The organism is Lentzea sp. NPDC005914 (genome assembly GCF_040629405.1).
Lineage (GTDB): Bacteria > Actinomycetota > Actinomycetes > Mycobacteriales > Pseudonocardiaceae > Lentzea.
On the sequence record NZ_JBEXVQ010000028.1, the window covers coordinates 53,051 to 76,969 of the forward strand.

The 23,919-nt window shown below is 69.3% G+C and carries 25 protein-coding genes; 16 read left to right on the forward strand and 9 right to left on the reverse strand.

Annotated elements, in window-relative coordinates; all coding sequences use genetic code 11:
* Positions 1 to 119 precede the first annotated feature (119 nt).
* Genes ABZ345_RS32595 through ABZ345_RS32605 form a run of 3 tightly spaced genes read left to right on the forward strand, consistent with a single transcriptional unit; the run spans position 120 to position 2,326 of the window.
* Positions 120 to 764 carry a response regulator transcription factor gene (locus tag ABZ345_RS32595; RefSeq protein WP_359857219.1) on the forward strand — a complete coding sequence of 215 codons (645 nt, stop codon included), beginning with the start codon at positions 120 to 122 and terminating at the stop codon, positions 762 to 764.
* Entirely contained in the window at positions 761 to 1,831 is a 1,071-nt protein-coding gene (locus tag ABZ345_RS32600; RefSeq protein WP_359857222.1) for a hypothetical protein, read from the forward strand. Before ABZ345_RS32595 ends, ABZ345_RS32600 begins: the two co-directional genes overlap by 4 nt.
* A gap of 12 nt (positions 1,832 to 1,843) precedes the next feature.
* The gene (locus ABZ345_RS32605) at positions 1,844 to 2,326 is read left to right on the forward strand and encodes an ATP-binding protein (protein ID WP_359857224.1); all 483 of its coding nucleotides are present in this window, start codon (positions 1,844 to 1,846) and stop codon (positions 2,324 to 2,326) included.
* On the opposite strand, the gene ABZ345_RS32610 is transcribed toward ABZ345_RS32605, so the two are convergent.
* From ABZ345_RS32610 to ABZ345_RS32635, 6 genes are all read right to left on the reverse strand, one after another.
* Entirely contained in the window at positions 2,307 to 3,152 is an 846-nt protein-coding gene (locus tag ABZ345_RS32610) for a GDSL-type esterase/lipase family protein (RefSeq protein ID WP_359857227.1), read from the reverse strand. The two genes, ABZ345_RS32605 and ABZ345_RS32610, sit on opposite strands and share 20 nt — an antisense overlap.
* A gap of 75 nt (positions 3,153 to 3,227) precedes the next feature.
* Complete coding sequence (locus ABZ345_RS32615) at positions 3,228 to 4,067, reverse strand: GDSL-type esterase/lipase family protein (protein ID WP_359857230.1); 840 nt, start codon at positions 4,065 to 4,067, stop codon at positions 3,228 to 3,230.
* A gap of 63 nt (positions 4,068 to 4,130) precedes the next feature.
* Positions 4,131 to 6,317: a heavy metal translocating P-type ATPase gene (locus ABZ345_RS32620; protein WP_359857233.1), complete on the reverse strand. Its 2,187-nt coding sequence runs from the start codon at positions 6,315 to 6,317 to the stop codon at positions 4,131 to 4,133.
* Entirely contained in the window at positions 6,307 to 7,146 is an 840-nt protein-coding gene (locus tag ABZ345_RS32625) for a hypothetical protein (protein WP_359857236.1), read from the reverse strand. The genes ABZ345_RS32620 and ABZ345_RS32625 overlap by 11 nt, the downstream gene beginning before the upstream one ends.
* 3 nt (positions 7,147 to 7,149) lie before the next feature.
* Positions 7,150 to 7,359, reverse strand: coding sequence for a cation transporter (locus ABZ345_RS32630; protein ID WP_359857238.1), 210 nt, complete (start codon positions 7,357 to 7,359; stop codon positions 7,150 to 7,152).
* 19 nt (positions 7,360 to 7,378) lie between these two features.
* Entirely contained in the window at positions 7,379 to 7,660 is a 282-nt protein-coding gene (locus ABZ345_RS32635; protein ID WP_045310143.1) for a metal-sensitive transcriptional regulator, read from the reverse strand.
* Positions 7,661 to 7,753: 93 nt separating this feature from the next.
* On the opposite strand from ABZ345_RS32635, the gene ABZ345_RS32640 reads away from it, so the two are divergent.
* Positions 7,754 to 9,715 (forward strand): potassium transporter Kup, encoded by a 1,962-nt coding sequence (locus ABZ345_RS32640; protein WP_359857241.1) that lies wholly within the window; start codon positions 7,754 to 7,756, stop codon positions 9,713 to 9,715.
* Positions 9,716 to 10,386: 671 nt separating this feature from the next.
* Here the strand turns inward: ABZ345_RS32640 and ABZ345_RS32645 are convergent.
* The gene (locus ABZ345_RS32645) at positions 10,387 to 11,022 is read right to left on the reverse strand and encodes a TetR/AcrR family transcriptional regulator (RefSeq protein ID WP_359857244.1); all 636 of its coding nucleotides are present in this window, start codon (positions 11,020 to 11,022) and stop codon (positions 10,387 to 10,389) included.
* A 99-nt stretch (positions 11,023 to 11,121) separates the two neighbouring features.
* Here ABZ345_RS32645 and ABZ345_RS32650 point away from each other — a divergent pair, with 99 nt between their 5' ends.
* From ABZ345_RS32650 to ABZ345_RS32675, 6 genes are read left to right on the forward strand one after another with little or no spacing between them, the layout of a single operon-like run.
* Entirely contained in the window at positions 11,122 to 12,231 is a 1,110-nt protein-coding gene (locus ABZ345_RS32650; protein ID WP_359857247.1) for a VOC family protein, read from the forward strand.
* A complete protein-coding gene (locus ABZ345_RS32655) occupies positions 12,228 to 13,106 on the forward strand; it encodes a fumarylacetoacetate hydrolase family protein (protein WP_359857250.1) in 879 nt (292 codons plus the stop codon). Before ABZ345_RS32650 ends, ABZ345_RS32655 begins: the two co-directional genes overlap by 4 nt.
* Positions 13,103 to 14,665: an AMP-binding protein gene (locus tag ABZ345_RS32660; RefSeq protein WP_359857252.1), complete on the forward strand. Its 1,563-nt coding sequence runs from the start codon at positions 13,103 to 13,105 to the stop codon at positions 14,663 to 14,665. The genes ABZ345_RS32655 and ABZ345_RS32660 overlap by 4 nt, the downstream gene beginning before the upstream one ends.
* A complete protein-coding gene (locus ABZ345_RS32665) occupies positions 14,662 to 14,997 on the forward strand; it encodes a DoxX family protein (protein WP_359857255.1) in 336 nt (111 codons plus the stop codon). The genes ABZ345_RS32660 and ABZ345_RS32665 overlap by 4 nt, the downstream gene beginning before the upstream one ends.
* Positions 14,994 to 15,917: an amidohydrolase family protein gene (locus tag ABZ345_RS32670; RefSeq protein ID WP_359857257.1), complete on the forward strand. Its 924-nt coding sequence runs from the start codon at positions 14,994 to 14,996 to the stop codon at positions 15,915 to 15,917. Before ABZ345_RS32665 ends, ABZ345_RS32670 begins: the two co-directional genes overlap by 4 nt.
* On the forward strand, positions 15,914 to 17,626 hold the full coding sequence (locus ABZ345_RS32675) for an FAD-dependent monooxygenase (protein ID WP_359857259.1): 1,713 nt from the start codon (positions 15,914 to 15,916) through the stop codon (positions 17,624 to 17,626). Before ABZ345_RS32670 ends, ABZ345_RS32675 begins: the two co-directional genes overlap by 4 nt.
* A gap of 20 nt (positions 17,627 to 17,646) precedes the next feature.
* Here the strand turns inward: ABZ345_RS32675 and ABZ345_RS32680 are convergent, their stop codons facing one another.
* Entirely contained in the window at positions 17,647 to 18,054 is a 408-nt protein-coding gene (locus tag ABZ345_RS32680) for a ribonuclease domain-containing protein (RefSeq protein ID WP_359857262.1), read from the reverse strand.
* A gap of 247 nt (positions 18,055 to 18,301) precedes the next feature.
* Between ABZ345_RS32680 and ABZ345_RS32685 the strand changes: the two genes are divergently transcribed.
* Positions 18,302 to 19,165, forward strand: a complete 864-nt coding sequence (locus tag ABZ345_RS32685; RefSeq protein WP_359857265.1) for a cellulose binding domain-containing protein — start codon at positions 18,302 to 18,304, stop codon at positions 19,163 to 19,165.
* Positions 19,166 to 19,195: 30 nt separating this feature from the next.
* Here ABZ345_RS32685 and ABZ345_RS32690 read toward each other — a convergent pair whose 3' ends face one another.
* Positions 19,196 to 19,954 (reverse strand): IclR family transcriptional regulator, encoded by a 759-nt coding sequence (locus ABZ345_RS32690; protein ID WP_359857268.1) that lies wholly within the window; start codon positions 19,952 to 19,954, stop codon positions 19,196 to 19,198.
* 90 nt (positions 19,955 to 20,044) lie between these two features.
* On the opposite strand from ABZ345_RS32690, the gene pcaH reads away from it, so the two are divergent.
* Genes pcaH through ABZ345_RS32715 form a run of 5 tightly spaced genes read left to right on the forward strand, consistent with a single transcriptional unit; the run spans position 20,045 to position 23,900 of the window.
* Complete coding sequence (pcaH, locus tag ABZ345_RS32695; RefSeq protein WP_359857425.1) at positions 20,045 to 20,761, forward strand: protocatechuate 3,4-dioxygenase subunit beta; 717 nt, start codon at positions 20,045 to 20,047, stop codon at positions 20,759 to 20,761.
* Entirely contained in the window at positions 20,754 to 21,260 is a 507-nt protein-coding gene (pcaG, locus tag ABZ345_RS32700) for a protocatechuate 3,4-dioxygenase subunit alpha (RefSeq protein WP_359857271.1), read from the forward strand. The genes pcaH and pcaG overlap by 8 nt, the downstream gene beginning before the upstream one ends.
* A 2-nt stretch (positions 21,261 to 21,262) precedes the next feature.
* Positions 21,263 to 22,378 carry a lyase family protein gene (locus ABZ345_RS32705; RefSeq protein ID WP_359857273.1) on the forward strand — a complete coding sequence of 372 codons (1,116 nt, stop codon included), beginning with the start codon at positions 21,263 to 21,265 and terminating at the stop codon, positions 22,376 to 22,378.
* A gap of 14 nt (positions 22,379 to 22,392) precedes the next feature.
* A complete protein-coding gene (locus ABZ345_RS32710) occupies positions 22,393 to 22,734 on the forward strand; it encodes a carboxymuconolactone decarboxylase family protein (RefSeq protein ID WP_359857428.1) in 342 nt (113 codons plus the stop codon).
* On the forward strand, positions 22,731 to 23,900 hold the full coding sequence (locus tag ABZ345_RS32715; protein ID WP_359857276.1) for a 4-hydroxybenzoate 3-monooxygenase: 1,170 nt from the start codon (positions 22,731 to 22,733) through the stop codon (positions 23,898 to 23,900). The genes ABZ345_RS32710 and ABZ345_RS32715 overlap by 4 nt, the downstream gene beginning before the upstream one ends.
* The last annotated feature ends 19 nt before the right edge of the window (positions 23,901 to 23,919 follow it).

The following is a 23,919-nucleotide window of genomic DNA, read 5'->3' on the forward strand; positions in this document are numbered from 1 at the left end:
GCCGGGCTTGGAAGATCGATTGGCAGATCGCTGGCGACTGATACGGTGCTGGACATGGTGAAAACTCCCCGGAACTGGGAGTTTCCCCGCTAGAAGGGTCCACGTGGTTGCATCGGCGCATGCGGGTAGCACTGGCTGACGACGCGGCGCTGTTTCGCGAGGGTGTCGCGCGTTTGCTGACGGACGCGGGTTTCGAGGTGGTGGCGAAGGCCGGCGGCGCGGCCGAGCTCTTGGCTCGGGTGCACGCCGACCCGCCGGACGTCGTGGTGGTGGACATCCGCATGCCGCCCGGCTTCACCACTGAGGGCCTCGACGCGGCACGGGAGATCCGCAGGACGCATCCCGGGGTCGGGGTGCTGGTGTTGTCCGCCCACGTCGAGCCGCACTACGCGTTGCAACTGCTCGACGCGGAGGCGCGCGGGGCCGGGTACCTGCTCAAGGATCGGGTCGCCGACCTGGCCGAGCTGTCCGACGCGGTGCGCAGGGTCGCGGCCGGTGGGCTGGTGATCGACCCCGGTGTGGTGGCGACGCTGGTGGGACGGCGGCGGGTCGACGACCCGCTGGAGTCGTTGTCGGAACGGGAACGCGAGGTGCTCGCCGTGATGGCCGAGGGGCGGTCGAACCAGGCGATCTGCGAGCGGTTGTTCCTGAGTCCCAAGACGGTCGAGGCGTACGTGCGGTCGGTGTTCACGAAGCTCGGGCTGCAGCAGGGACCCGACGACAACCGGCGCGTGCTGGCCGTGCTCGCCTACCTGCGCCGGTGAGGATTCTCTGGCTGGGCAGCGGGTTCCTCGCGCTGGCCGCGCTGGTGTGGGGTGGCTACGAGGTGTCGGTGCCCGCGGTCGTGATCAACCTCGCGGTGGGGTTGTCGTTCATCGGCGCCGGGGTGGAGGCGGCGGACCGGCGCCCGGACAGCTTCGCCGGACAGCTGATGATCGCGGTCGGACTGGCCTGGTTCGTGCGGCTGGCCGGAGCGATCGAGAACGACGTCGCGTTCGCCATCGGGGTCGCGACCAAGACGCTCTACCTCGCGGTGCTCGGGCACCTGCTGGTCACCTACCCGAGCGGGCGCATCACAAGTCGTTGGCAGCGCGTGGTTGTGAGCGTCGCCTATCTGCTGACCGTGCCGGTCAACGTCGGCTACCTGCTGGTCGCCGGGGTCGAGGGGCCGCAGAACATCGTGGCGATCCGCGAAGTCCAGTCACGCGGGATTCCGGCGGTCGCCGTGGTCGTGATGGTCAGCGGGATCGTGCTCTTCGGTGCTCTGCTGGCGCGGATGATCACGCGCTGGCTGCGGTCGGGGAGCGTGGCCCGGCGCGATCTCGGGCCGGTCGTGTGGGGTGGCGCGGCGATCGTGCTGACGGTGGTCATCACGTACTTGGCGGCGCTGGCCGGATTGCCGCCGGCGGTGCAGGTGCCGTTGCAGTGGTCGACCGAGGTGGTGCTGGTCGGGTGGCCGCTGGCGCTGCTCTACGGACTGGTGCGGGCCCGGCTGGACCGGTCGGCGGTGGGGGAGCTGGCGGTGTCGCTGGGGGCCGGCCTGCCGGGCGACCTGCGATCGGTGCTGGCGCGCACGTTGCACGACCCGTCGCTGGAGATCGTCTACGGCGAGGTCGCGCCGACGTCTCGTGGCGTCACGTACCTCGAAGCGGGAGGGACGCGGCTGGCCGCGCTCGTGCACGATCCCGCGCTGGATCCAGTGTTCGTGCGTGCGGTCGCGGCGAGTGCGGCTTTGGCCCTGCAGAACGAACTACGGGCGCGGCGCATTGTCGAGGCGGCCGACGAGGCCCGGCGTCAGGTCGAGCGCGATCTGCACGACGGCGCGCAGTAGCGGCTGGTCTCGGTGCTGCTGACGTTGCGGCTGGCCGAGAGCTCGCCGGAACTGCTGGCGGCCGCGCGGGAGGAGCTGGCCCAGGCGTTGGACGAGCTGCGCGAGCTGGCCCGCGGCATCTATCCGGTGCTGCTGACCGACGCCGGGCTCGGCCCCGCGCTGCTGTCGCTCGTCGAACGGTCGGTGGTTCCGGCGGTCCTGGTGGGTGTGCCACAGGAGCGGCTCTCGCCTGTCGCGGAACGGACCTGCTACTTCGTGGTCGCCGAGGCGTTGACGAACGCGGCCAAGCACTCGCAGGCGCGCGAAGTGAGGATCGAGGTCACCTGCGCGAACGGGCTGGTCGCGGTCGAGGTGAGCGATGACGGGGTCGGCGGCGCGGCCGGGTTGCGCGGGCTGGACGACCGGGTGGCCGCGCTGGGCGGGCGGCTCACCGTGCATTCGCCGGTGGGCGAGGGCACGACGGTGCGGGCGGAGTTCAGCGACCTGCCGCGATGACCGCGTCCGCGATCGCCTGGTGGCCCGCGGCGGTGGGGTGCACGTCGCCCTGGTCGCAGAAGTAGGTGAGCGTGCACACCTCGGCGACCGGTGACGGGATCTCGCCGTACTTCGGGTCCTGGGCCAGGTCGGTCAGCGCGCCGTAGCCGCCGGTCCTGTTGGTGACGTCGACGTAGTTCGCGCCGAACTTCGCGTACTCGGCGGCGATCTCGCCGTTGAAGTCCTCGTACAGCTTGACCGACGTGCGGGCGACGTCCTCGCCGTTCGGGATCTCGGAGTTGACCCAGGCGCCGAGGAACACGTCCGGATAGGACAGTCCGACGATCTTCACGTCCGGAGACGCCGCACGCAGTTTCGTGAGCACGGTGGCGATGTTCGTCTTGGTCTCGGTCGCCGCCGCCGTCGCGCACTCGCCGGGGTCCTGGGCCATCGCGCACGGCTCCAGCAGGTCGTTGGCGCCGATCACCACCGTGACCAGGCCGACGTCGCCGGTGCGCAGCGCGTCGACGGTCGCGTCGACCTGCGTCCTGCCGTCCGGCTCGGGTCCGCACGCGGGCCGGGCGAGGAGGTCGGCGGACGTGGCGCCGTTGCAGGCGAGGTTGACCAGGTTCAGGCCCTCCTGCGTGGCCACGATCTGGGCGAAGCTCTCGCCGGTGCCCTCCGGCCCGACGCCCGTCGCGTAGGAGTCGCCCAGCGACACGTACGTGTGCCGCTCGGGCTGCTTGGCGCTTTCGATCTCATGCGTCGCGGCCACGGGGGCGGAGGTGCACGCGGCCAGCGTCAGCAGTGTCGCCACCGGGACCACGACCAGGGCAAACCTCGGCACGCGTGCTCCTTCTCATCGGACACCGATGTGCCGAGCCTACGAGATCATCCGTGAGGGTGCTGTCAGCGGAGGCCGTCAGCCGGCGGCGGTGACGGCGTCCGCGATCGCCTGGTGGCCTGCCGGCGTCGGGTGCACGTCGGTGCGGTCGCAGAAGTACGTGAGCGTGCACACCTTGGCGACCGAGGACGGGATCTGGCCGTACTTCGGGTCCTGGGTCAGTTCGGTCAGGGCTCCGTAGCCGCCGGTCGAGTCGGTGACGTCGGCGAACTTGGCGCCGGCCTTGCGGTACTCGGCCGCGATCGTGGCGTTGAAGTCCTGGAACATCTTCACCGAGATGCCGGCGATGTTCTTGCCGTTGGGGAACGACGGGTTCACCCACGCGCCGAGGAACACGTCCGGGTAGGTCAGCCCGACGATCTTCACGTCCGGAGCGGCCTCGCGCAGCCTGGTGAGCGTGGCGGCGACGTTGGTCCTGATGCCGGCGACGGTCGTGGTCGCGCACTGCAGCGGGTCCTGGGCCAGCGCGCACGGTGCCAGGTCGTTGCCGCCGATCACCACGGTGACCAGGCCGGCCTTCCTGCCGCGCAACGCCTCGGCGGCACCGTCGAGCTGGGTCTTGCCGGCGGCGTCGGGCCCGCACGCGGGTTTGGTGGCGAGGTCGGCCGAGGTGGCGCCGTTGCAGGCCAGGTTGACGAGCTTCAGATCGGACTTCCTGGCGACGATCTGGGCGAAGCTCTCACCGGTTCCGCCCGGCCCGAACCCCGTCGCGTAGGAGTCGCCGATCGACACGTAGACCTGCTGCTCAGCGGGCGGCTGCGGGCTGCTCGACGTCGGTGCGGGCGTGGGTGTCGACGGGGTCGAGGTGCACGCCACCAGCGCCATGAGCAGCGCCACGACCAGCGCGAACCTCGGCACATCTGCTCCTTCGGATCGGGAGAACGATGTGCCGAGGCTACGAAACCGCCCGTGAGGGTCGTGTCAGCGGAAGCCGCGCAGGCGCAGGCTGTTGCTCACCACGAACACCGACGAGAACGCCATCGCGGCGCCCGCGATCATCGGGTTGAGCAGGCCGAGCGCAGCCAACGGTAGCGCCGCGACGTTGTACGCGAACGCCCAGAACAGGTTGCCCTTGATCGTTGTGAGCGTGCGCCTCGACAGCCGGATCGCGTCCACGGCGGCCCGCAGGTCACCGCGCACCAGCGTGAGGTCGCTGGCCTCGATCGCGACGTCCGTGCCGGTGCCCATGGCCAGGCCCAGGTCGGCCTGGGCGAGCGCGGCGGCGTCGTTCACACCGTCGCCGACCATCGCGACCACGCGTCCTTCGTCCTGCAGGCGCTTCACGACGTCGACCTTGTCCGCGGGCAGCACCTCGGCGATGACCTCGTCGATGCCCACCTCGGCGGCCACGGTGCGAGCTGCGGCCTCGTTGTCGCCGGTCAGCAGGACGGGACGCAGGCCGAGCTCGCGCAGGCCCTGAATCGCTTCCTTCGACGTGGGCTTCACCGTGTCCGCCATGACCAGGACGCCGCGCGCCTTGCCGTCCCACGCCACCAGCACCGCCGTGCGGCCTTGCTGTTCCGCGGCCTGCTTGGCCTCGGTGAGCGCGGGGTCGAGCGCGACGCTCCAGTCGGTGAGGAGCTTCGCCCTGCCGACGAGCACCGCGTGCCCGTCGACGACGCCCTGCACACCGAGTCCTTCGACGTTCTGGAAGTCCTCGACGGGCGGCACCTCGCCCGCGGCCTCGGCGATGGCCCTGGCGATCGGGTGCTCCGACGCGTGCTCCAGCGCACCGGCAAGCCTGAGCACCTCGGCCTCGTCTTCCGAGGTGTGCACGCTCACCAGACTCATCCGGCCCGTGGTGACGGTGCCGGTCTTGTCGAGCACGACCGTGTCGGCGCGGCGGGTGGACTCCAGCACCTCGGGACCCTTGATCAGGATGCCGAGTTGCGCGCCGCGCCCGGTGCCGACGAGCAGCGCGGTCGGTGTGGCCAGACCCAGCGCACACGGGCACGCGATGATCAGCACCGCGACCGCGGCCGTGAACGCCGCACCCGCGCCGCCGCCCGTCCCCAGCCAGAAGCCCAGCGTGCCCACGGCGAGAGCGATCACGATCGGCACGAACACCGCGGAGATGCGGTCGGCGAGGCGTTGCACCTCGGCCTTGCCGTTCTGCGCGTCCTCGACCAGCCTCGCCATCTGCGCGAGCTGCGTGTCCGAGCCGATCCGGGTGGCCCGCACGACGAGCCTGCCGCCCGCGTTGACCGTGGCGCCCACGACCGGGTCCCCCGGCCGCACCTCGACCGGCACCGACTCGCCGGTGAGCATGCTCGCGTCGACCGCCGAGCTGCCCTCCTCGACGACGCCGTCGGTGGCGATCTTCTCGCCGGGACGGACGACGAACCGGTCGCCGACCTTCAGCTCGCCGGTCGGGATGCGGACCTCGCGACCGTCCCTGATGACGGCGACGTCCTTGGCACCGAGCTCGAGCAGCGCCGTCAACGCCGCTCCGGCGCGACGCTTGGACCGCGCCTCGAAGTAGCGTCCGGCCAGGATGAACGTCGTGACGCCCGCCGCGACCTCGAGGTAGATGTTGCCGGTCCCGGCCATCCGCTCGACGGTGAACGTGAACCCGTGCGTCATGCCCGGCGTGCCGGCGGTGCCCAGGAACAGCGCGTACAACGACCACAGGAACGCCGCGCCGACGCCGATCGAGATCAGCGTGTCCATCGTGGCCGCGCCGTGCTTGAGGTTCGTCCACGCCGCCTTGTGGAACGGCCACGCGGCGTAGGTGACGACCGGTCCGGCGAGGGCGAGCGACAACCACTGCCAGTAGGTGAACTGCAGCGCCGGGATCATGGCGAGCGCGATCACCGGCACGGCCAGCGCGGTGGCCGTGACCAACCGCTGCTTGAGGGTCCTCGTCGGGTCGTGTTCTTCCTGCGGTTCTTCGGCCGTGGGGAGTTCGGCGGTGTAGCCGGTGTCCTCGACGACCTTCACCAGGTCGGCCGGGGTGAGGTCGCCCGCGTAGCTGATGCGGGCCTTCTCGGTCGCGTAGTTGACCGAGGCCTCGACGCCGTCCAGCTTGTTGAGCTTGCGTTCGATCCGCGCGGCACAGGAAGCGCAGGTCATGCCGCCGATCGAGACTTCGATGGTTTCAGTGGCCATGACCGCCCTCCTCGTGCGTCGTGAGCGTGAACTCGGCCGTGCGGACCTCGTTCTCGTGCTGGAAGTCCAGGAACAGCCGGTAGGTGCCTTCGGTGGGCACCTCGACCGCGAACTTCACCTGGTCGCCGTCCTCGGGGTGCACGTGCAGACAGGCGAGGTCGGCTGCCCGCAGTGCGACCAGGTGTCCCTTGGCGCCCAGGTAGTTCTGCAGGTCGGTGACCGGCCGGCCGTTCTTGCTGATCTGCACGGTGACGGTCGACGCCGAGTTGACCGTGAGGTCGCCCTGGAGGGTTACCTCGTAGCCGTCGACGGTGAACGTGCGGCTGACCTCGTGTGGTCGCGGCTGGTAGTCACCGGCCTTCTGGATGTCGGCGCCGAGCGTGGTTTTGGGGCCGCCTTCCGGCTTGAAGTCGGCGAACACCCGGTAGCTGCCCGCTTCCGCGAGGGTGAGCGGCACCTGCCAGGTGCCGTCCGGCGCCATCTCCGGGTGCACGTGCTGGAAGTTCGAGCCGTCGCGGCGGACGACGATCAGGTGCAGCCGCTTCTCGTGCTCCACGTCGAACCTGGTGACGGGCTTGCCGTCCGGTCCGTTGACGTGGAAGCCGAGCGAGGAGTTCTCGTGGAGCTCGAGCGTGTAGCCGTTGTCCGAGACGGACAGTCCCGGTGGGAGCCTGCCCGGCTCTGCCTGATGTTCGTTGTGCGGGGCGCTTTCGTTGTGCGCCATGGGTGGCTCCGGTGCCGGCCCGGCAGCGGCTCCCACGGCCCAGGTGCCGCCGAAGATCACGGCCAGCGCCACGCCGTAGAGCGCGACCTTGTACCCGGTCTTCATCGCTCAGCCCGCCAGCTCGTAGCCGGCCTCGGCGACGGCGGCCCGCACGTCGTCCAGCGCGACCGGTGCGGTGCTGGTGACGGTGACCTTGCCGGTCTCCAGGTGAACGCTGACATCGCTGACACCGCTGATCTGCGTGATCTCCTCGGTGACCGAGGCGGCGCAGTGGCCGCAGGTCATGCCGTTGACGGTGTAGTCGGTGGTCTCGCTCATGGTGGATCTCCTCACGGGGTCAGGAGCGGACCAGGCGGGCGATGGCGTCGCTGGCTTCCGCGATCTTCGCGTCGGCCGCGGTGCCGCCCTCGCTGATGGCCTGGCTCACGCAGTGCTTGAGGTGCTCGTCGAGCAGCCCCAGTGAGACCGCCTGCAACGCCCTGGTGGCCGCGGAGATCTGGGTGAGCACGTCGATGCAGTACTCGTCGTTCTCGATCATCCGCTGCAAGCCGCGGACCTGGCCCTCGATCCGGCGGAGGCGGCGCAGGTGGGCGTCCTTGTTCTCGGCGTAGCCGTGCATGTCTCGCTCCTTCTCTCGAGCCACCGCGCGGCCGGCTGGTGACGCCGGGGGAGCGGTGCGCTCGGCACCTTTATACCCTAGGGGGGTATGGGTATGTCAAAGGTTGCTGGTGCGGAGGCCCTGTCCCGCGGTTATCTTGCGATCGTGGAAGATCGGCAGAAGCTCGCGCACGACACGGTCCGGCTGGCGGTGATCGTCGGCGCGCTCGGTGTCGTGTTCGGCGACATCGGTACCAGCCCGATCTACACGATCCAGACGGTCTTCAGCCCGTCGGACCCACACCCGGTGCCGGTGAGCGTGGACAACGTCTACGGCGTGGTGTCGCTGATCTTCTGGTCGGTCATGATCATCGTGACGATCACCTACATCCTGCTGGCGATGCGCGTCGACAACGACGGCGAAGGCGGGATCATGGCCCTGATCACGTTGCTGCGGCGGTGGAAGTCAAAGCAGGGCAGGAAGGCGGCGGCGACGCTGGCGGGGCTGGGGCTCTTCGGCGCGGCCCTGTTCTTCGGCGACAGCATGATCACGCCCGCGATCTCGGTGCTGTCCGCCGTGGAGGGCCTGAAGGTCGTCGAGCCGGAGCTGGAGCGGTTCGTGGTGCCGATCACCGCGGTGATCATCGTGGGGCTGTTCCTGGTGCAGCGCAGGGGAAGTGCTGCGGTCGGACGGTTCTTCGGGCCCATCATGATCCTGTGGTTCACGGCGATCGGCGCGGCCGGCATCGTGGGGATCGTGGGCCATCCGGAGATCCTCAAGGCGCTGTCGCCGACGTACGCGCTCGGGTTCCTGTTCGGGCACTTCGGCACCGCGTTCTTCGCGCTGGCGGCGGTCGTGCTGGCGGTGACGGGTGCCGAGGCGCTGTACGCGGACATGGGGCACTTCGGGCGGCCGGCGATCGCGCGCGGGTGGTCGTTCCTGGTGCTGCCCGCTTGTGTGCTCAGCTACATGGGGCAGGGCGCGCTGATCCTCGCGGACGAGAAGAACATCAGCGGGCCCTTCTTCCTGCTGGTGCCCGAGTGGGGGCGCTGGCCGATGGTGGTGCTCGCGACGGCGGCGACCGTGATCGCCTCGCAGGCCGTGATCACCGGCGCGTACTCGGTGGCGTCACAGGCCGCGCAGCTCGGGTACCTGCCACGGCTGCGCATCGCGCACACGTCGGAGTCGACGATCGGGCAGATCTACGTGCCGTGGATCAACTGGCTGCTGATGGTGTCGGTGCTGACTCTGGTGTTCGCGTTCCGCAGCTCGGCGGCGCTGGCGTTCGCGTTCGGCATGGCGGTGACCGGAACGATCACGATCATGACGACGCTGTTCCTGTTCATCTCGCGGTTGAAGTTCAAGGCGCCGGCGTGGGCGATCGCGCTCGGGTGCGTGGTGCTGCTGGGTGTCGATCTGCTGTTCCTCGCGGCGAACCTGACCAAGCTGCTGCACGGCGCGTGGCTGCCGCTGCTGATCGCCCTCACCGCGTTCACGGTCATGACGACGTGGCAGCGCGGCCGTGCGATCGTGACCCAGAACCGCCGGAAAGCCGAAGGATCGCTGCAAGCGTTCATCGAGGAGCTGCACGAGCTGGCGCCGATCCGGGTGCCCGGTTGTGCCGTGTTCCTCAACCGCGGCAAGGAAACCGCGCCGCTGGCCATGCGCGCGAACGTCGAGCACAACCACGTGCTGCACGAGCGCGTGGTCGTCGTGTCCATCGAGACCGAACCGGTGCCGCGCGTGCCGCCCGGCCGCAGGGTCGAGGTCGACGACCTGGGATACGGCGACGACGGGATCATCCACGTGAGCGCTCGCTTCGGGTACATGGAGACGCCGGACGTGCCGGCGGCGCTGGCGTTGCTGGACCCCGCGCAGACCGAGGGCGAGCTGGACCTCGACCAGGCCCGGTACTTCCTGTCGAAGATCGAGCTGCAGCGCGGCAAGGCGCCGACGATGGCGGGCTGGCGCAAACGCCTGTTCGTCGCCACGTCCTACATCACCGCGGACGCCGCCGAGCACTTCGGATTGCCCCGAGAGCGAACAGTGATCATGGGCGCGCACATTGATGTCTAGCTGAGGGGCAGCCACCCGAACGGGTGAGGTTCGTCCGGATCCACGCCTGGCGCCGTCTGGTGAATGTCCTGAAATCATGGTCATCTCCCTCCCCGCAATAGGAAGGGGCGGGCGGCGCGGCGGCTTGGCAGGACACGGCCGAGGAGGAGTGGAACACACAGCCGAAGAGGAGTGGAACACACGGCCGAAGAGGAGTGGAACTGGGTCATGGGCACCGTGACGCCGGTCCCCGAGCACGGCGACGAGACCGCGAGGTCGTTGGTGGATCCGGACATCGTCGCTTCGATGGCCCGGCGCGTGCAGTTGGGCATCGACGTGGTGGTCGACGCGACCGGGCGTACCGGCGAGGCTGCGCACGGGCGGTGGGCTGGTGAAACGGTTCGGTGGCGTGTTCGTCGGCGTCGAGTGCGTGTGCTCGGACGAAGCCTGCACCGCTCACGGGTTGAGGTGCGGTCGCGGGGGATTCCTGGCTCGGACGAACGTCTGCGCCGCTCACGGGTCGAGGGCCGGTCGCGAGGCGGTCGCGGGGCATTCCTGGTTGGCATGCAACGGTTCCGTGGGCCCACGTCGAACGCATGCGCGGCCTGTGGCAGCCGTGGGAGGACGACCACCTCGTGCTCGACTCGGTCGTCGAAACCCCGGAGAGCTTGCTGAAACGAGTCCTGGACGCGCTAGTCGACTGACACGTCGGGCAGCGGCCTGCGGCTGATGTCGCGGGCCTCGTCCGGCGGAACTCCCAGCATGCGCAACAGGTCCTCGGCGATCTGGTCGGTCGCCGCCGCGTCGTCGCGCTCGGGCTCGGCGTGCAGCAGCTGGCCGAGCGCCAGCACCGCGCCCGCGACGATCACCAGCGCCATCTCCGAGTCCGCGACCGTGAAGCGGCCGGCCGTGATCGCCGCGTCGATGTCTCTGCGTGCCCGCGGTGCCAGGCCCCTGCCTGACTTGGTCAGCTCGAAACCGTTGTGCAGCAACACCTTGCTGAGCTCTGGCAGGCGCCTGTGCAGGCGTCCGGTGAGCCGGAAGCTCTGGGCGAACACGTGCGCAGGGTCATCGAGATCGCCGGTGTGGCTGTCGAGCACCTGCCCGAACGTGTCCAGCGCGTCCTCGAGAGCCGCGTGGAAGAGGGCTTCCTTGCTCTCGAAGTGGTTGTAGAACGAGCCCATCCCGACGTCCGCGCTCTGCGTGATTTCCAGGATCGGGGCGTTGAGCTTCCCATTCGCGATGAAGTCCTGCGCCGCGCTGATCAGTGCGGCGCGCGTGCGGGCCTTGCGGCGCTGCAGACGGTTCTCGGTCACGTTCTCTGTCACCCACTCAGTCTAGTCGAACGTCATAACTGACGAAATCCTCAGAACCTGCTTGACTGATGAGGTGTTCATAACTGAGGATTTCGTCAGAAGGGAGTGGTGATGAGCGATCCGCATGCCGGGCTGCACAGCGAGCAGGGCGCGTTGACCGGTGAGCACCCCGGCCGCGCTCGTGATCCGATCATCAAGGCGCACGACCTGGCGTGGTTCGAGTTCGTCAAGCCCGACCTGCGCAAAGCGGAGGAGTTCGCGACCGCGTTCGGGTTCACCACGGCCCTGCGCACCGCCGATGAGCTGCACTTGCGCGGCACGGATCCGGGCGCGCCCTGCGTGCTGATCCGCAGGGGACCGCGCGAACGGTTCCTGGGTCCCGCGTTTCGCGCCGCCGATGCCCGTGACGTGCTGCGACTCGCCAACGCCGCTGGTGGGAGCGTTGCCAAGCTGCCAGACAGCCTCGGTGGGGTGAGCACGACCATCACCGATCCGAGCGGGCTGCCGGTCAGGGTCGTCGCGGACATGCACGACCTGCCCGCGTTGCCCGCCCAGACGCCACTCACGATCAACACCGGACACCACGGCGACCGCGTCAACGCTCTGCAACGGCCTCCACGCGAACCAGCACGGGTGCAGCGGCTCGGGCACGTCGTCATCCAGACCACGAAGTACCGCGAGACACTCGACTGGTACCTCACGCATCTCGGCCTGATCGTCAGCGACTTCCTGTTCTACCCAGGACAACGCGAGCGCGGGCCGGTCATGAGCTTCATCCGCTGCGACCGGGGCGACGAGCCGGCCGACCACCACACGCTGGCGCTCACCTTGGGCCCTGCCAACAGGTACGTGCACTCGGCGTACCAGGTCGCGGACCTCGACGCGCTCGCGGCGGGCGGCGAGTACCTGCTCGACCACGGCTACCGGCGGTCGTGGGGCATCGGCCGGCACATTCAGGGCAGCCAGCTGTTCGACTACTGGCGCGACCCGGACGGGTTCCTGGTCGAGCACTTCAGCGACGGCGACCTGTTCGACTGCTCGCTCGAACCGGGCTGGGCGCCGATGTCCGCGTCCGGCCTCGCCCAGTGGGGACCGCCCGCCACCAGGGACTTCCTCGGTGTCCGGCCGGCGGAGCTGATCACCGTGGCCACCGGGCTGCGCGAGGACAACGAATTCGACCTGCATCGCCTGCGCGGCATGCTGAAAGCAGCGAGCTCATGAGCACCTCGATCCTGCGCACCGCCGACGCCTGGTGGGTCGCGACCCCGGACGGCGCCACCCGAATCGACACCACGGCCCGCACCACGGGCGAATTGCTGACGAGCACGTTCACCACCACCAGCTCACCGGTCCCGATCGACGAACTGCGGCTGCTCTCACCGATCACCGCGCCGTGCCGGGTGGTCGCGCAGATGACCAACTACGTCTCGCACGTCCGCGACACCGGCCTGAACCCGAAAACCACGCCGCTGACGTTCTTCCGCAAGTCGTCCGGCTCGATCAGCGGCCCGTACGACGACGTCGTGAAGCCGTCGCACGTGCGGCTGCTCGACTACGAGGCCGAGATCGGCCTGGTCATGGGCGGCGACGACCAGATCGCCGGGCTGGTGATCACGAACGACGTGTCCGCCCGCGATCTCCAGCTGCCGAAAACCCAGTTCTACGAGTCGAAGTCGTACCCGACGTTCACTCCGGCCGGCCCGGTGCTGGTCCTGCTCGACCCCGGCGAGATCGACAGGTTCGCGGACCTGCGGCTGCGGCTGTGGGTGAACGGTGAGCTGCGTCAGGACATGACCGCGGACGACATGATCTACCCGCCCGCACAGGCTTTGCGAGCGCTCACGCGGTTCCAGCGCCTCGATCCCGGCGACCTCGTGCTCACCGGCACGCCCGTCGGCACGGCGTTGAGCGCACCGCCCAAGCCGGTCCAGCTGATCACCTCACTGCTGCCGGCCGCGACCAAGTGGCGGCTGTTCTTCAAGTCGCAGGCGCGCAACCCCAAGTACCTCCAGGACGGCGACGTCGTGGAGATCGCCATCGGCACCGACGACGGCAAGCTCGACCTCGGCCGCCAGCGCACGGTGGTGAAGGCATGAGCACGTTGTGGCCGCGCTACAACGCGCCCGAGGACCTCGCCGAGATCGAGTCCGTCCCGTTGGCGGCCCGCGGCCTGCCCGACTCCACCTACGCGTTGCTGGAACGAGCAGCCGACCTGTGGCCGAACCGCAGCGCGATCACGTTCCTGCCGGGAGTGACGTGGACGTTCAGCGATCTGCTTCGCCACGTCCACGAGTATGCGAACTCGTTCCGACGTCAGGGATTCCTGCGCCGCGACGCCATCGCGCTGATGTCGGACGACCGGCAGGTGATGATCCCCGCGATCCTCGCCGCGCAGCTGGTCGGGATCGCCATGCCGATCAACCCGGCTTTGTCGCCTGAGCACGTTGACGAGCTTCTCGTTCGCTCCGGCGCTCGCATTCCCGACCTCAGCGACCCCGGACCGTCCACATTCGACGGTGCGCGGCCGCAGAGTTCGGACCTGGCGGCGTACTTCCACACCGGCGGCACGACCGGCGCGCCGAAGATCGCCGCGCACACCCACGCCAACGAGGTCGCCAACGCCTGGATGCTCGCCGCGAACGAGCTGCTGGACGAGGACGCGGTGCTGTTCGCCGCGCTGCCGTTGTTCCACGTGAACGCGCTCATCGTCACAGTGCTCACGCCGTTGTTCAAAGGACAGCACGTGGTGTGGGCAGGTCCCCTCGGCTACCGCGATCCGGCGCTGTACGGGGAATTCTGGCAGATCGTCGAGCGCTACCGGATCACGACGATGAGCGCGGTCCCGACGGTCTACTCGGTGCTCGCCCAGTGCCCGGTGAACGCGGACATCAGCAGCCTCCGGTTCGCGATGGTCGGCGCCGCACCACTCCCGCCCGCCGTTCGGAAGGCCTTCGAGGCACACACCGGTGTGCCGCTCGTCGAGGGCTACGGACTCACCGAGGCGACCTGTGCCAGCGCCCGCAGCTTCCCGGACGCGCCGAGGCCGGGCTCGGTCGGGCAGCGCCTGCCGTACCAGCAGGTGAAGGCCCGGGACGGTGTGCTCGCGATCAGCGGACCGACCGTGTTCGCGGGCTACGTGACGGGTCCTGGCGAGCTGGAGCCGCCGGGGGAGTGGCTGGACACGGGTGATCTGGCGAGTGTCGACGACGACGGGTTCGTCCGGCTTTCGGGGCGGGCCAAGGACCTGATCGTGCGCGGCGGCCACAACATCGACCCCGCGGTGATCGAGGACGCGTTGCTCGGCCATCCGGCGGTGACCGCGGCGAGCGCGGTGGGGCAACCGGATCTGCACGCGGGTGAGGTCCCGGTCGTCTACGTGACGCTCGCGGCCCAGGCCACGCCGGAGGAGTTGCGGCAGTGGGCGCGGGAACGGGTACCGGAGAAGGCGGCTGCTCCCAAGGAGGTCGTGGTGCTGGACGCGCTGCCGTTGACCGTCATCGGAAAGCCGTACAAACCGGAGTTGAGAGCGGACGCCACTCGCCGCGTCTTCCCCGATCTCGAGGTCGTGATCGAAGGCGGGACAGTCGTCGTGCTGGCCACGGAGGAAGCGAAGCCCGTGCTGGAGCAGTACACGGTGGCCTGGAGGATCACATGACCATCGCTCTCGCCGTTCTCGTGGCCCTCATCTTCCTCGGTCTCGGCACCGCCAAGGTTCTCGCCCTGCCGATGGCTCGCGAGCTCGCCACCCACTCCGGCTTCTCCGTCACCGCCTACCGAGGTATCGGCGTCCTCGAGCTCGCGGGCGCGACCGGCGTCCTGCTCGGCTTGGTCGTCCCAGTACTCGGCGGCCTTGCCGGGGCAGGCCTTCTGCTGCTCCTTGCAGGCGCGCTGATCACGCACCTGCGCAACCAACACACCCTCCAGCAGATCGCACCGGCCCTCGTGTGCGCGCTGCTCGTCATCGGATACCTGGTGGTACTGCTGTGAACCGCATCGACACGCATCAGCACGTCGTCCCGCCTCGCTATGCGGAGTGGCTGAGGGAGAAGGGGATCCGTCCCGGCGGCGTCGACGTCCCGGACTGGTCCGAGAGCGCCGCCCTCGAGTTCATGGACGGCCACGGCATCCAGACCGGAATCCTCTCGCTGTCCACGCCCGGCGTGTACTTCGGCGACGTGGCGGAAGCTCAGAAGTGGGCCCGCGAGATCAACGAGTACTGCGCCGGCGTGCGCGACCGGCACCCCGACCGGTTCGGCTTCTTCGCCACGCTGCCGATGCCCGGCGTGGACAGCGCGATCGAAGAAGCCGAGTACGCCCTGGACGTTCTCGGAGCGGACGGCATCGTGCTGCTCGCCAACTACGATGGCCGCTACCTCGGCGACGAGACTTTCGTGCCACTGCTGGAGTTTCTGCACCAACGCGGCGCCGTCGTGTTCGTGCACCCCGGCGAACTGCCAGCGGAACCTGTGCCCGGCATCCCGGGCTTCACCGCGGACTTCCTGCTCGACACCACCCGCACCGCGATCAGCCTCATCCTGTCCGGCGCGATGCAGCGGTACGCGAACATCAGGTTCATCCTCGCGCACTCCGGCGGGTTCGTGCCCTACATCGCCTACCGCATCCTGCTGACGATGGTGAGAGAAGGACTGGCCCCGAACCTCGACGTGCTCAAGCAGTTCTACTACGACGTCGCGCTCTCGGCGACGCCCGCCGCGCTGCCGAGCCTGCTCGAGGTCGCCGACCCCGAGCACATCACCTACGGCAGCGACTTCCCCTTCGCGCCACCGGTCGCGGTCGCCGCCATCAACGGCCTGTACGAGAAGTACCCGCTGGACCCGGCACAACGGGCAGCGATCGACCGCGGCAACGCCGAGGCCCTGTTCCCTCGCCTGAAGGGGCTGTCATGACCGACGTTCTCATCGTGGGCGGAGGCGGCGCCGGGCTCACGGCCTCGATTCTGCTGTCCCAGCTGGGCATCGACACGCTGCTCGTGAACGCCCGCCCCGGCACGAGCGCGCTGCCCAAGGCCCACTACCTCAACCAGCGCACGATGGAGATCTTCCGCGACCTCGGCATCGCGGACGCCGTCTACGAGCGCGGCACGCCACCGCACCAGATGTCGCACACCGCCTGGTACGCCGGGCTGCGCGGCGACGACCCCGACTTCGGCCGCGAGTTCGGCAGGATGGAGTGCTGGGGCGCCGGCGGGCAGAACCCGGCGTGGGCGGCGGCCAGCGCGTGCCTGCCGGCGAACCTGCCGCAGATCCGGCTCGAACCGATCCTCAAGCAGCGCGCCGAAGAGCTCGGCACCGTCCGGTTCAACCACGACGTGAGCGCCATCAGCCAGGACGAGGACGGCGTCACGGCCACGATCCTGAACAAGGACACCGGCGAGACCTACGAGGTGCGCAGCCGCTACCTGCTCGGCTGCGACGGCGGACGCACGGTCGGCCCGGCGATCGGCGTCACGATGGAGGGCCATCGCGATGTCGCCCGCGTGGTGACCTGCCACCTCAGCGCCGACCTCTCGCGGTGGGCACGCGACCCCGAGGTGCTGATCCGCTGGCTCTTCCTGCCCCAGATGGGACTCGGCGGCGTCCTCGCGCCCGCGGGCCCGGACAGGTGGGGCCCGGACTCCGAGGAGTGGATCTACCACCTCAACTACCGCGCCGACGACCAACGCGCGCTCGACGACGCCGCCGTCGAAGAGGACATGCGCAAGGCACTCGGCATCGACGCCTGCGAACTCCACAGGATGACCCGCTGGTCGATCGAGGGCGTGGTGGCGGACAGGTTCCGCGACGGCAGGGTGTTCCTGCTCGGCGACGCGGCCCACCGCCATCCTCCGACGGGCGGTCTCGGCTTGAACGCGGCCGTGCAGGACGCTCACAACCTCTGCTGGAAGCTCGCTTCTGTCCTCAACGGACAGTCCGGCGAAGCGCTCCTCGACACCTACGAACCCGAACGCAAACCGACCACCGCGCGCAACGTGCAACGGGCCGTCGAGAACGCTCTCAACCACCTCGTGACCACCCAGGCGCTCGGCCTCAGCCCTGAGCAGACCGAAGAGGAGAACTGGGAGGCGCTGCGCCGGGTGTGGGGTGACCGCGGCGAGGAAGCGAGGCGTGCGGTCGCCAGCCACTCGATGGAGTTCGACGAGCACAACGTCGAATACGGCTACACCTACGACTCGGCCGCGATCATCAGCGACGGGACCGAACCGCCGCCCAACCCGGACCCGATCAGGCTCTACCAGCCGGGAACACGACCGGGAGACCCGCTGCCGCACGCGTGGCTCGACAACGGGGTCCCGGTCATGGACCTGGTGCGCCCCGGCCGGTTCCTGCTCATCGCGGGGGAGCAGGGCCACGACTGGCTCGCGGCGGCGGCGAAGGCCGCAGTGGACCTGGACGTGCCGGTCGACGCGGTCCGGATCGGTCACCTCGACGGCGACCACCTGGACCCGCGTTCCGCCTGGGCGCGGCACCGCGGGATCACCGATCGGGGCGCGATCCTGGTGCGCCCCGATCGGTTCGTGGCCTGGCGATCAACGGGGGAAGCCGCGGACCCCGCCGCGGAACTGGTCGATGTTCTGACCAGAATCCTTGCCCGCTGAGCGCAGCGCCCGGTGAGGCATCAGAGGCGGTAGAAGTTCGAGTAGTGGTCCGGCGAGAAGTAGACGACGCCGTTGTTCTTGTTCACGACGATCCGGTATGCGTCGCGGGCGGCACCCTTGGCGCGCGGGTAGACGTCGAGCTCCTGGTAGATGTAGCCGGACGGCAGCTGGCCCTCGCGGTTGAAGAACTGGCCGCCCGTGTAGTTGTACTTGCCGGCGGGCCACGCGTACCAGCCCTTGCTCGGGTAGCCCATCGACTGCCACGTCGAGTTGGCGGAGCGTGCTGCCGCGCAACGGGACTGCGTGCAGGAGTTGTAGACGGCGGCGTCGGCGGCGGGTGCGACCGCGGTCGTCACTCCGAGCACGGACACGACGATGGCGAGAGCGGCGAGCAGGCGGTGCGTCCAGTGCGGTTGCAGGGTGTGCACTTCAGACCTCCATCGGCAGGGATCGCTGGATGTCGTGATCATTTCTGCTGATCACCACCAGCCGGTGAACGGCAGGGAACCATCCGCACAACGGCGACTGTGGCCTGTTCACGCTCGCACAGATCTCATCGGTGTGAACGGTCTTGGAGCAACCACCGCGATTCCACCTGTCGTGGCTCTGAACGCCTTAGTTGATCAACTCCGAACAGCGGATTGCACACGCGGCCACCGGCGATAAGTTTGTCCAATGGCAGCGCGGAAACACTTCTTGGTGCTGTTGATCCTGCTCACCGCTGCCTGCACGGCCGAGCAGGGCGGCACGCCCAGACCAGCTCCACAGGCCTCTTCCCCGACGCTCGACAAGGAGACGTCCACCAAGGTGCGCGCGATCGTCGACGCCCGCACCGTCGAGCTCGCGAACGGCACTCGCGCCCAAATCTCCCTGCTCGCCGAGCCTTCGCCGTGCGCTGTCGAGGCGGCCCTGGAGTTCGCCACGAAGACGTTGCTGGACAAGGAGGTCCACGTCGGCAGCATCACGCCCGGCGAGGTGACGCTGGTGCTGGAGGACGGCGCGGACTACGCGCTGCTGGCCGTCAAGAACGGCGTCATGCGCACCACCGGCGTGGACGGTGGTCCGATGATGGAGGCTGAGTCCAAGGCGTCGAAGGCGAAACTCGGGTTGTGGGGCAAGGACTGTCCCAGCTCGGCAACTCCCACGCCCCCGCCGGCCGTGACCACTGCGCCCGTGCCCGCTCCGCCCTCACCCACGACACCGCCGGCGCCGCCCTCGCCGCCGTGCGTTGTCGCTTACCGGGTCAACAGCACGTGGCCCGGCTCGTTCCAGGCCGAGGTGACCGTCCGCAACGTCAGCGCTGCCCTGATCGAAGGCTGGACGTTGCGCTGGCGCTTCCCCGACGGGCAGACCGTGGCGCAGATGTGGAACGCCACGGTGTCCCAGTCCGGCGCGGACGTGAGTGTGACCAATGCCGGCTACACCGCGCTGATCGTGCCCAACGGTTCGGTGTCGCTCGGGTTCAACGGCTCGGTGAACGGCGCCAACTCGGTGCCCACGTCGTTCACGTTGAACGGCGCGACCTGCACGACCGGATGATCAGTTCGCTACCACGTCGTCTCGGTGCCGTCAGCCTGTCCGGCGGCTGGACAGGCTGCGCTCGATGCCGTGCGCAGCCACTCGCAGCCCGGAGACCAGCCGCACCTCGTCCCGCTTGAGCGACGGCACGACGACGCCGAGAGCCGCGACAACGGTCTCGCCGTCCCGGATCGGGACGGCGACGCTGTATCCGCCGAGCGACATCTCCTCGTAGGTGGTGGCGTAGCCGTCGGCGAGGACACGGTCGAGCTGTGCCCTGAGCTGCGCGGGCTGGGTGATCGTGTACGGGGTGATGCGGTCGAGTTTCTTCATGGCCTCCCGCCTGACCGCTTCCGGTGCGTGAGCGAGGAGCACCTTGCCGACGCCCGTGGCGTGCAACGGCAGATGCGAGCCGATCTCGCTGACGACCGGCACGGAGCGCTGGCCGGAGACGCGGTCGAGGTAGAGGACCTCGAGCTTGTCGCGGACGCCGAGGTGCACGGTGGCGAGCGTGCCGGCGTAGAGGTCGTGCAGGAACGGCGAGGCGAGGCGGCGCAGGTCGGTCTGCACGGGCGCGAGCGTGCCGAGCTGCCAGAGGCGCTGGCCGACGACGTAACCGCTCGGTGTTCGCGTCAACGCTCCGGCCTTGGTCAGCTCGTTGACCAGGCGATGTGCGGTGGTGAGAGGCAGGTCGGCCCGCCTGCTGAGCTCGGTGAGCGTCAGCCGCGGATGCTCCTCGTCGAACGCCGCGAGCAACGCGATCGTGCGCGCCACCACCGTCGCGCCCGGAACCGAGGTGTTCCCCGCCATGGGCTTCCTTCCGCTCAGTGGAAGCTTACCGTCGACGGCGTCCGGTGCGCGTCCCTAGCGTTTGACTCCGTGACGACCAGCCAGCACGAGATCAGCGACGAGATCGCGAAGATCCAGGCCGACTCACCGACGGGTGCGCCGCTGCTGGACTTCCCGCCGTACCGCAGCACCCTGCTGCGCCACCCGACCAAGGATCTCCAGCTGGTCGACCCGGAGGGCGCCGAGCTGCTCGCCCCGGTGTTCGGCCACTCCGACGTCGGCGCCGTCGAGTCCGACCTGACCATCCAGCGCGGCGGTGAGCCCATCGGCGAACGCATCCGCGTGCACGGCCGCGTGACCGACGGTGACGGGCGGCCGGTGCGCCGCCAGCTCGTCGAGATCTGGCAGGCCAACGCCGCGGGCCGCTACTCGCACCAGGGCGACCAGCACCCGGCACCGCTGGACCCCTTCTTCACGGGCGTCGGACGGTGTCTGACCGACGACGACGGCTGGTACACGTTCACAACGATCAAGCCCGGCCCGTACCCGTGGCGCAACCACCACAACGCGTGGCGGCCCGCGCACATCCACTTCTCGTTGTTCGGCACGGACTTCACCCAGCGGCTGATCACGCAGATGTACTTCCCCGGCGACCAGCTGCTCGCGCTGGACCCGATCGCGCAGTCGATCACCTCGCCGGCCGACCTGGCGCGGCTGATCGCGTCCTACGACCACTCGCAGTCGGAGCACGAATGGCTGCTCGGCTACCGGTGGGACATCGTGTTGACCGGAAGCCACGCGACCTACCTGGAGCCGTCCGATGACTGAGTCCGCACTCGGAGCCACCCCTGGCCAGACCGTCGGGCCGTTCTTCCACCACGCGCTGGCCTATCCCGGCGACTCGGAGCTGGTGCCGTTCGGGTCGGCTGGATCCGTTGTGCTGCACGGGTACGTGTACGACGGTGCCGGCGTCGCGGTGCCGGACGCGATGATCGAGATCCGGCAGGCCGACGCGTCCGGGGCGGTGCCTGCCGTCGGTGGGTCGTTACGGCGGCGTGGTGCCGGTTTCACCGGGTGGGGGCGGTGTTGCACCGACTCGGCCGGGCACTACTGGTTCAGCACGGTGGAGCCTGGAGCGCCGTTCTTCGCGGTGACGGTGTTCGCGCGGGGACTGCTCGACCGGTTGTTCACGCGGATCTACCTGCCCGGAGCCGCTGGTGCTCTCGACGGGCTGGTGGCCTCGCGGGAGAACGACGGGCGGCTGCGGTTCGACATCCATCTGCAGGGGCCGTCCGAGACGCCCTTCTTCACGTTCCCGCGGACCTGACCGTGCTGCCCGGGTCGTATCGCGCTGCCGGACTGGTGGAGGACGCCGCGCTGGTCCGGGCGATGCTGGACGTCGAGGTCGCGTGGGCTCGGGTGCTGGGGACGCCGGTCTCGCTGGGTTCCTGGGTACCGGACCTGGATCCACGTGAGATCGAGGCGGCGGGGAATCCGGTGCTGCCTCTGGTTTCGGCGTTGCGGCAGAAGGTTTCCGGAGCGGTCCACACTGGACTGACGAGCCAGGACGTGCTCGACACCGCGTTGATGTTGCTGGCGCGTGGGGTTCTGCGGCAGGTCTCGGCGGACCTGGGGCGCGTTGGTTCCGCACTGGCGCGGCTGGCCGACGAGCATCGGTCGAGCGTCATGGCGGGGCGGACGTTGACGCAGTTCGCCGTGCCGATCACGTTCGGGCTGAAGGCCGCGCGGTGGTTGGCGGGCGTGCAGGACTGCCTGGAGGAACTCGACGTCGTCGCGCGGGGGCTGCCGGTGCAGTGCGGAGGTGCGGTGGGGACGTTGTCGCGGGTGGCTTCCGCGGCGGATCCGGTCGAGGCCGCCTCGTCGTTCGCCGGGTACCTGGGGTTGGTATGGCCCGGGCTGCCCTGGCACACCTACCGGGCGCCGGTGACGCGTCTGGGAGACGCGTTGGTGCGGGTGTGCGATGTGCTCGGGGTGCTGGCCGCGGACGTGCTGACGCTGGGGCGGCCCGAGATCGGCGAGGTCTCCGAAGGGGCCGTGGCCGGGCGGGGTGGATCGTCGACCATGCCGCACAAGCGGAATCCGGTGTTGTCGGTGCTGGTGAACAGCGCCGCTCTGCAGGCTCCGCAGCTGGGAGCGCAGTTGCACCTGTGTTCGTCGCGAGCGGTGGACGAACGGCCTGACGGGGCCTGGCACGCCGAGTGGCCGGCGTTGCGGTCGTTGATGGAACTGGCGGTGGTGGTGGCTTCGCAGGCGGCTGAACTGGTCGAGGGGCTCGAGGTGTACGCGGACGTGATGGCGCGCCGGGCGAGCGAGGCAGCCGGTGACCTGCTGGCCGAGCAGGGTGGCGGGTCGGATCCGGCTTCCTACCTGGGAGCCGCGGAGTCCTTTGTGGACGTGGTGCTGAAGCGGTGGGAGAGCCGGTGACCTACGACGACGGCATGAAGGTTCGGCGAGAGGTGCTCGGCGACGCGCATGTGGACCGGGCGGCGCCGGACGAGTTCACGCGGGACTTCCAGGAGTTCATCACGCGGTATGCGTGGGGCGAGATCTGGACGCGGCCCGGGCTGGACCGGCGGATGCGGAGCGCGATCACGTTGACGGCGTTGATCGCGCGCGGGCATTGGGACGAGCTCAAGTTGCACGTGGCGGCGGCGCGACGGAACGGGCTGAGCGTCGAGGAGATCGGTGAAGTGATCTTGCAGAGCGCGATCTACTGCGGTGTACCCGCGGCCAATCACGCGTTCGCGGTGGCGCGGTCGGTGTTGAAGGAGGAAGCGTGACCCGGACTCAGGTGGGCATCGTCGGTGGCGGGCCGGCCGGGCTCATGCTCTCGCACCTGTTGGCGCTCAACGGGATCGACAGTGTTGTCATCGACAGCAGAACGCGCGTGCAGATCGAGAACACGGTCCGCGCGGGCATCCTGGAAGCCGACAGCGCCCGGTTGCTCGTCGACACCGGGGTGTCGGACCGGGTGCTGCGGGACGGGCATCCGCATGAGGGCATTGACCTGCGGTTCGGCGGCGAGAGCCACCGGGTCGACTTCCGGGCGCTGGTGGGCGAGTCGGTGTGGCTGTACCCGCAGACCGACGTGTTCGTGGACCTGGCGAACGCGCGCGAGCGCGACGGCGGCGACGTGAGGTTCGGTGTCAGCGACACCACCGTCGACATCAACGAGCCCGCGATCCGGTTCGTCGACGGTGACGGCGTCCGGCAGGAGGTGCGGTGCGACCTTCTCGTCGGGGCGGACGGCTCGCGGTCGATCTGCCGGGCCGAGGTGCCGGAGTCCGTGCGTACGCACAGCTTCCGGGAGTACCCGTTCGCCTGGTTCGGGATCATCACCGAGGCGCCGCGCAGTGCGCCGGAGCTGGTGTACGCGCACTCGCCGCGTGGGTTCGCGTTGATCAGTCAGCGCACCGAGACGCACCAGCGCATGTACTTCCAGTGCGACCCGGACACCGATCCCGCGACCTGGTCGGCGGACCGGATCTGGGAGGAGCTGCAGGCAAGGGTGGCCGGGCCCGACGGGTTCACGCTGAACGAGGGGCCGATCACCGAGAAGACGGTGCTGCGGTTCCGGTCGTTCGTCGCGGAACCCATGCGCCACGGCCCGCTGCTGCTCGCCGGCGACGCCGCCCACACCGTGCCGCCGACCGGTGCGAAAGGCCTCAACCTGGCGTTGGCGGACGTGCGGGTTCTCGCCGAGGTGATCGAACGCGCGCTGCTGAAGAACGACAGCGACGCGTTGGACGAGTACGGGCCGCGGGCGTTGGACCGGGTGTGGAAGGCGCAGCACTTCTCGTACTGGATGACGACGATGCTCCACGCGTTGCCCGGCGCGACCGACTTCGACGTGCGGCGACAGCTCGGCGAGCTGTCGTCCGTGGTCGGGTCGCAGGCGGGGTCGCGGTTCCTGGCCGAGGGCTACACCGGCTGCCGGCCTGCTTGAGCGGGGCTGGAGTGCCGTC

Coding starts and splice junctions, on each gene's coding strand:
- ABZ345_RS32620 (WP_359857233.1), bottom strand. CDS start 6,317: ATGGCCACTGAAACCATCGAAGTCTCGATCGGCGGCATGACCTGCGCT.
- ABZ345_RS32635 (WP_045310143.1), bottom strand. CDS start 7,660: ATGCACGGCTACGCCGAGAACAAGGACGCCCACCTGCGCCGCCTCCGC.
- ABZ345_RS32625 (WP_359857236.1), bottom strand. CDS start 7,146: ATGAAGACCGGGTACAAGGTCGCGCTCTACGGCGTGGCGCTGGCCGTG.
- pcaG (WP_359857271.1), top strand. CDS start 20,754: ATGACTGAGTCCGCACTCGGAGCCACCCCTGGCCAGACCGTCGGGCCG.
- ABZ345_RS32675 (WP_359857259.1), top strand. CDS start 15,914: ATGACCGACGTTCTCATCGTGGGCGGAGGCGGCGCCGGGCTCACGGCC.
- ABZ345_RS32665 (WP_359857255.1), top strand. CDS start 14,662: ATGACCATCGCTCTCGCCGTTCTCGTGGCCCTCATCTTCCTCGGTCTC.
- ABZ345_RS32690 (WP_359857268.1), bottom strand. CDS start 19,954: ATGGCGGGGAACACCTCGGTTCCGGGCGCGACGGTGGTGGCGCGCACG.
- ABZ345_RS32685 (WP_359857265.1), top strand. CDS start 18,302: ATGGCAGCGCGGAAACACTTCTTGGTGCTGTTGATCCTGCTCACCGCT.
- ABZ345_RS32650 (WP_359857247.1), top strand. CDS start 11,122: ATGAGCGATCCGCATGCCGGGCTGCACAGCGAGCAGGGCGCGTTGACC.
- ABZ345_RS32710 (WP_359857428.1), top strand. CDS start 22,393: ATGAAGGTTCGGCGAGAGGTGCTCGGCGACGCGCATGTGGACCGGGCG.
- ABZ345_RS32640 (WP_359857241.1), top strand. CDS start 7,754: ATGTCAAAGGTTGCTGGTGCGGAGGCCCTGTCCCGCGGTTATCTTGCG.
- ABZ345_RS32595 (WP_359857219.1), top strand. CDS start 120: ATGCGGGTAGCACTGGCTGACGACGCGGCGCTGTTTCGCGAGGGTGTC.
- ABZ345_RS32655 (WP_359857250.1), top strand. CDS start 12,228: ATGAGCACCTCGATCCTGCGCACCGCCGACGCCTGGTGGGTCGCGACC.
- ABZ345_RS32660 (WP_359857252.1), top strand. CDS start 13,103: ATGAGCACGTTGTGGCCGCGCTACAACGCGCCCGAGGACCTCGCCGAG.
- ABZ345_RS32630 (WP_359857238.1), bottom strand. CDS start 7,359: ATGAGCGAGACCACCGACTACACCGTCAACGGCATGACCTGCGGCCAC.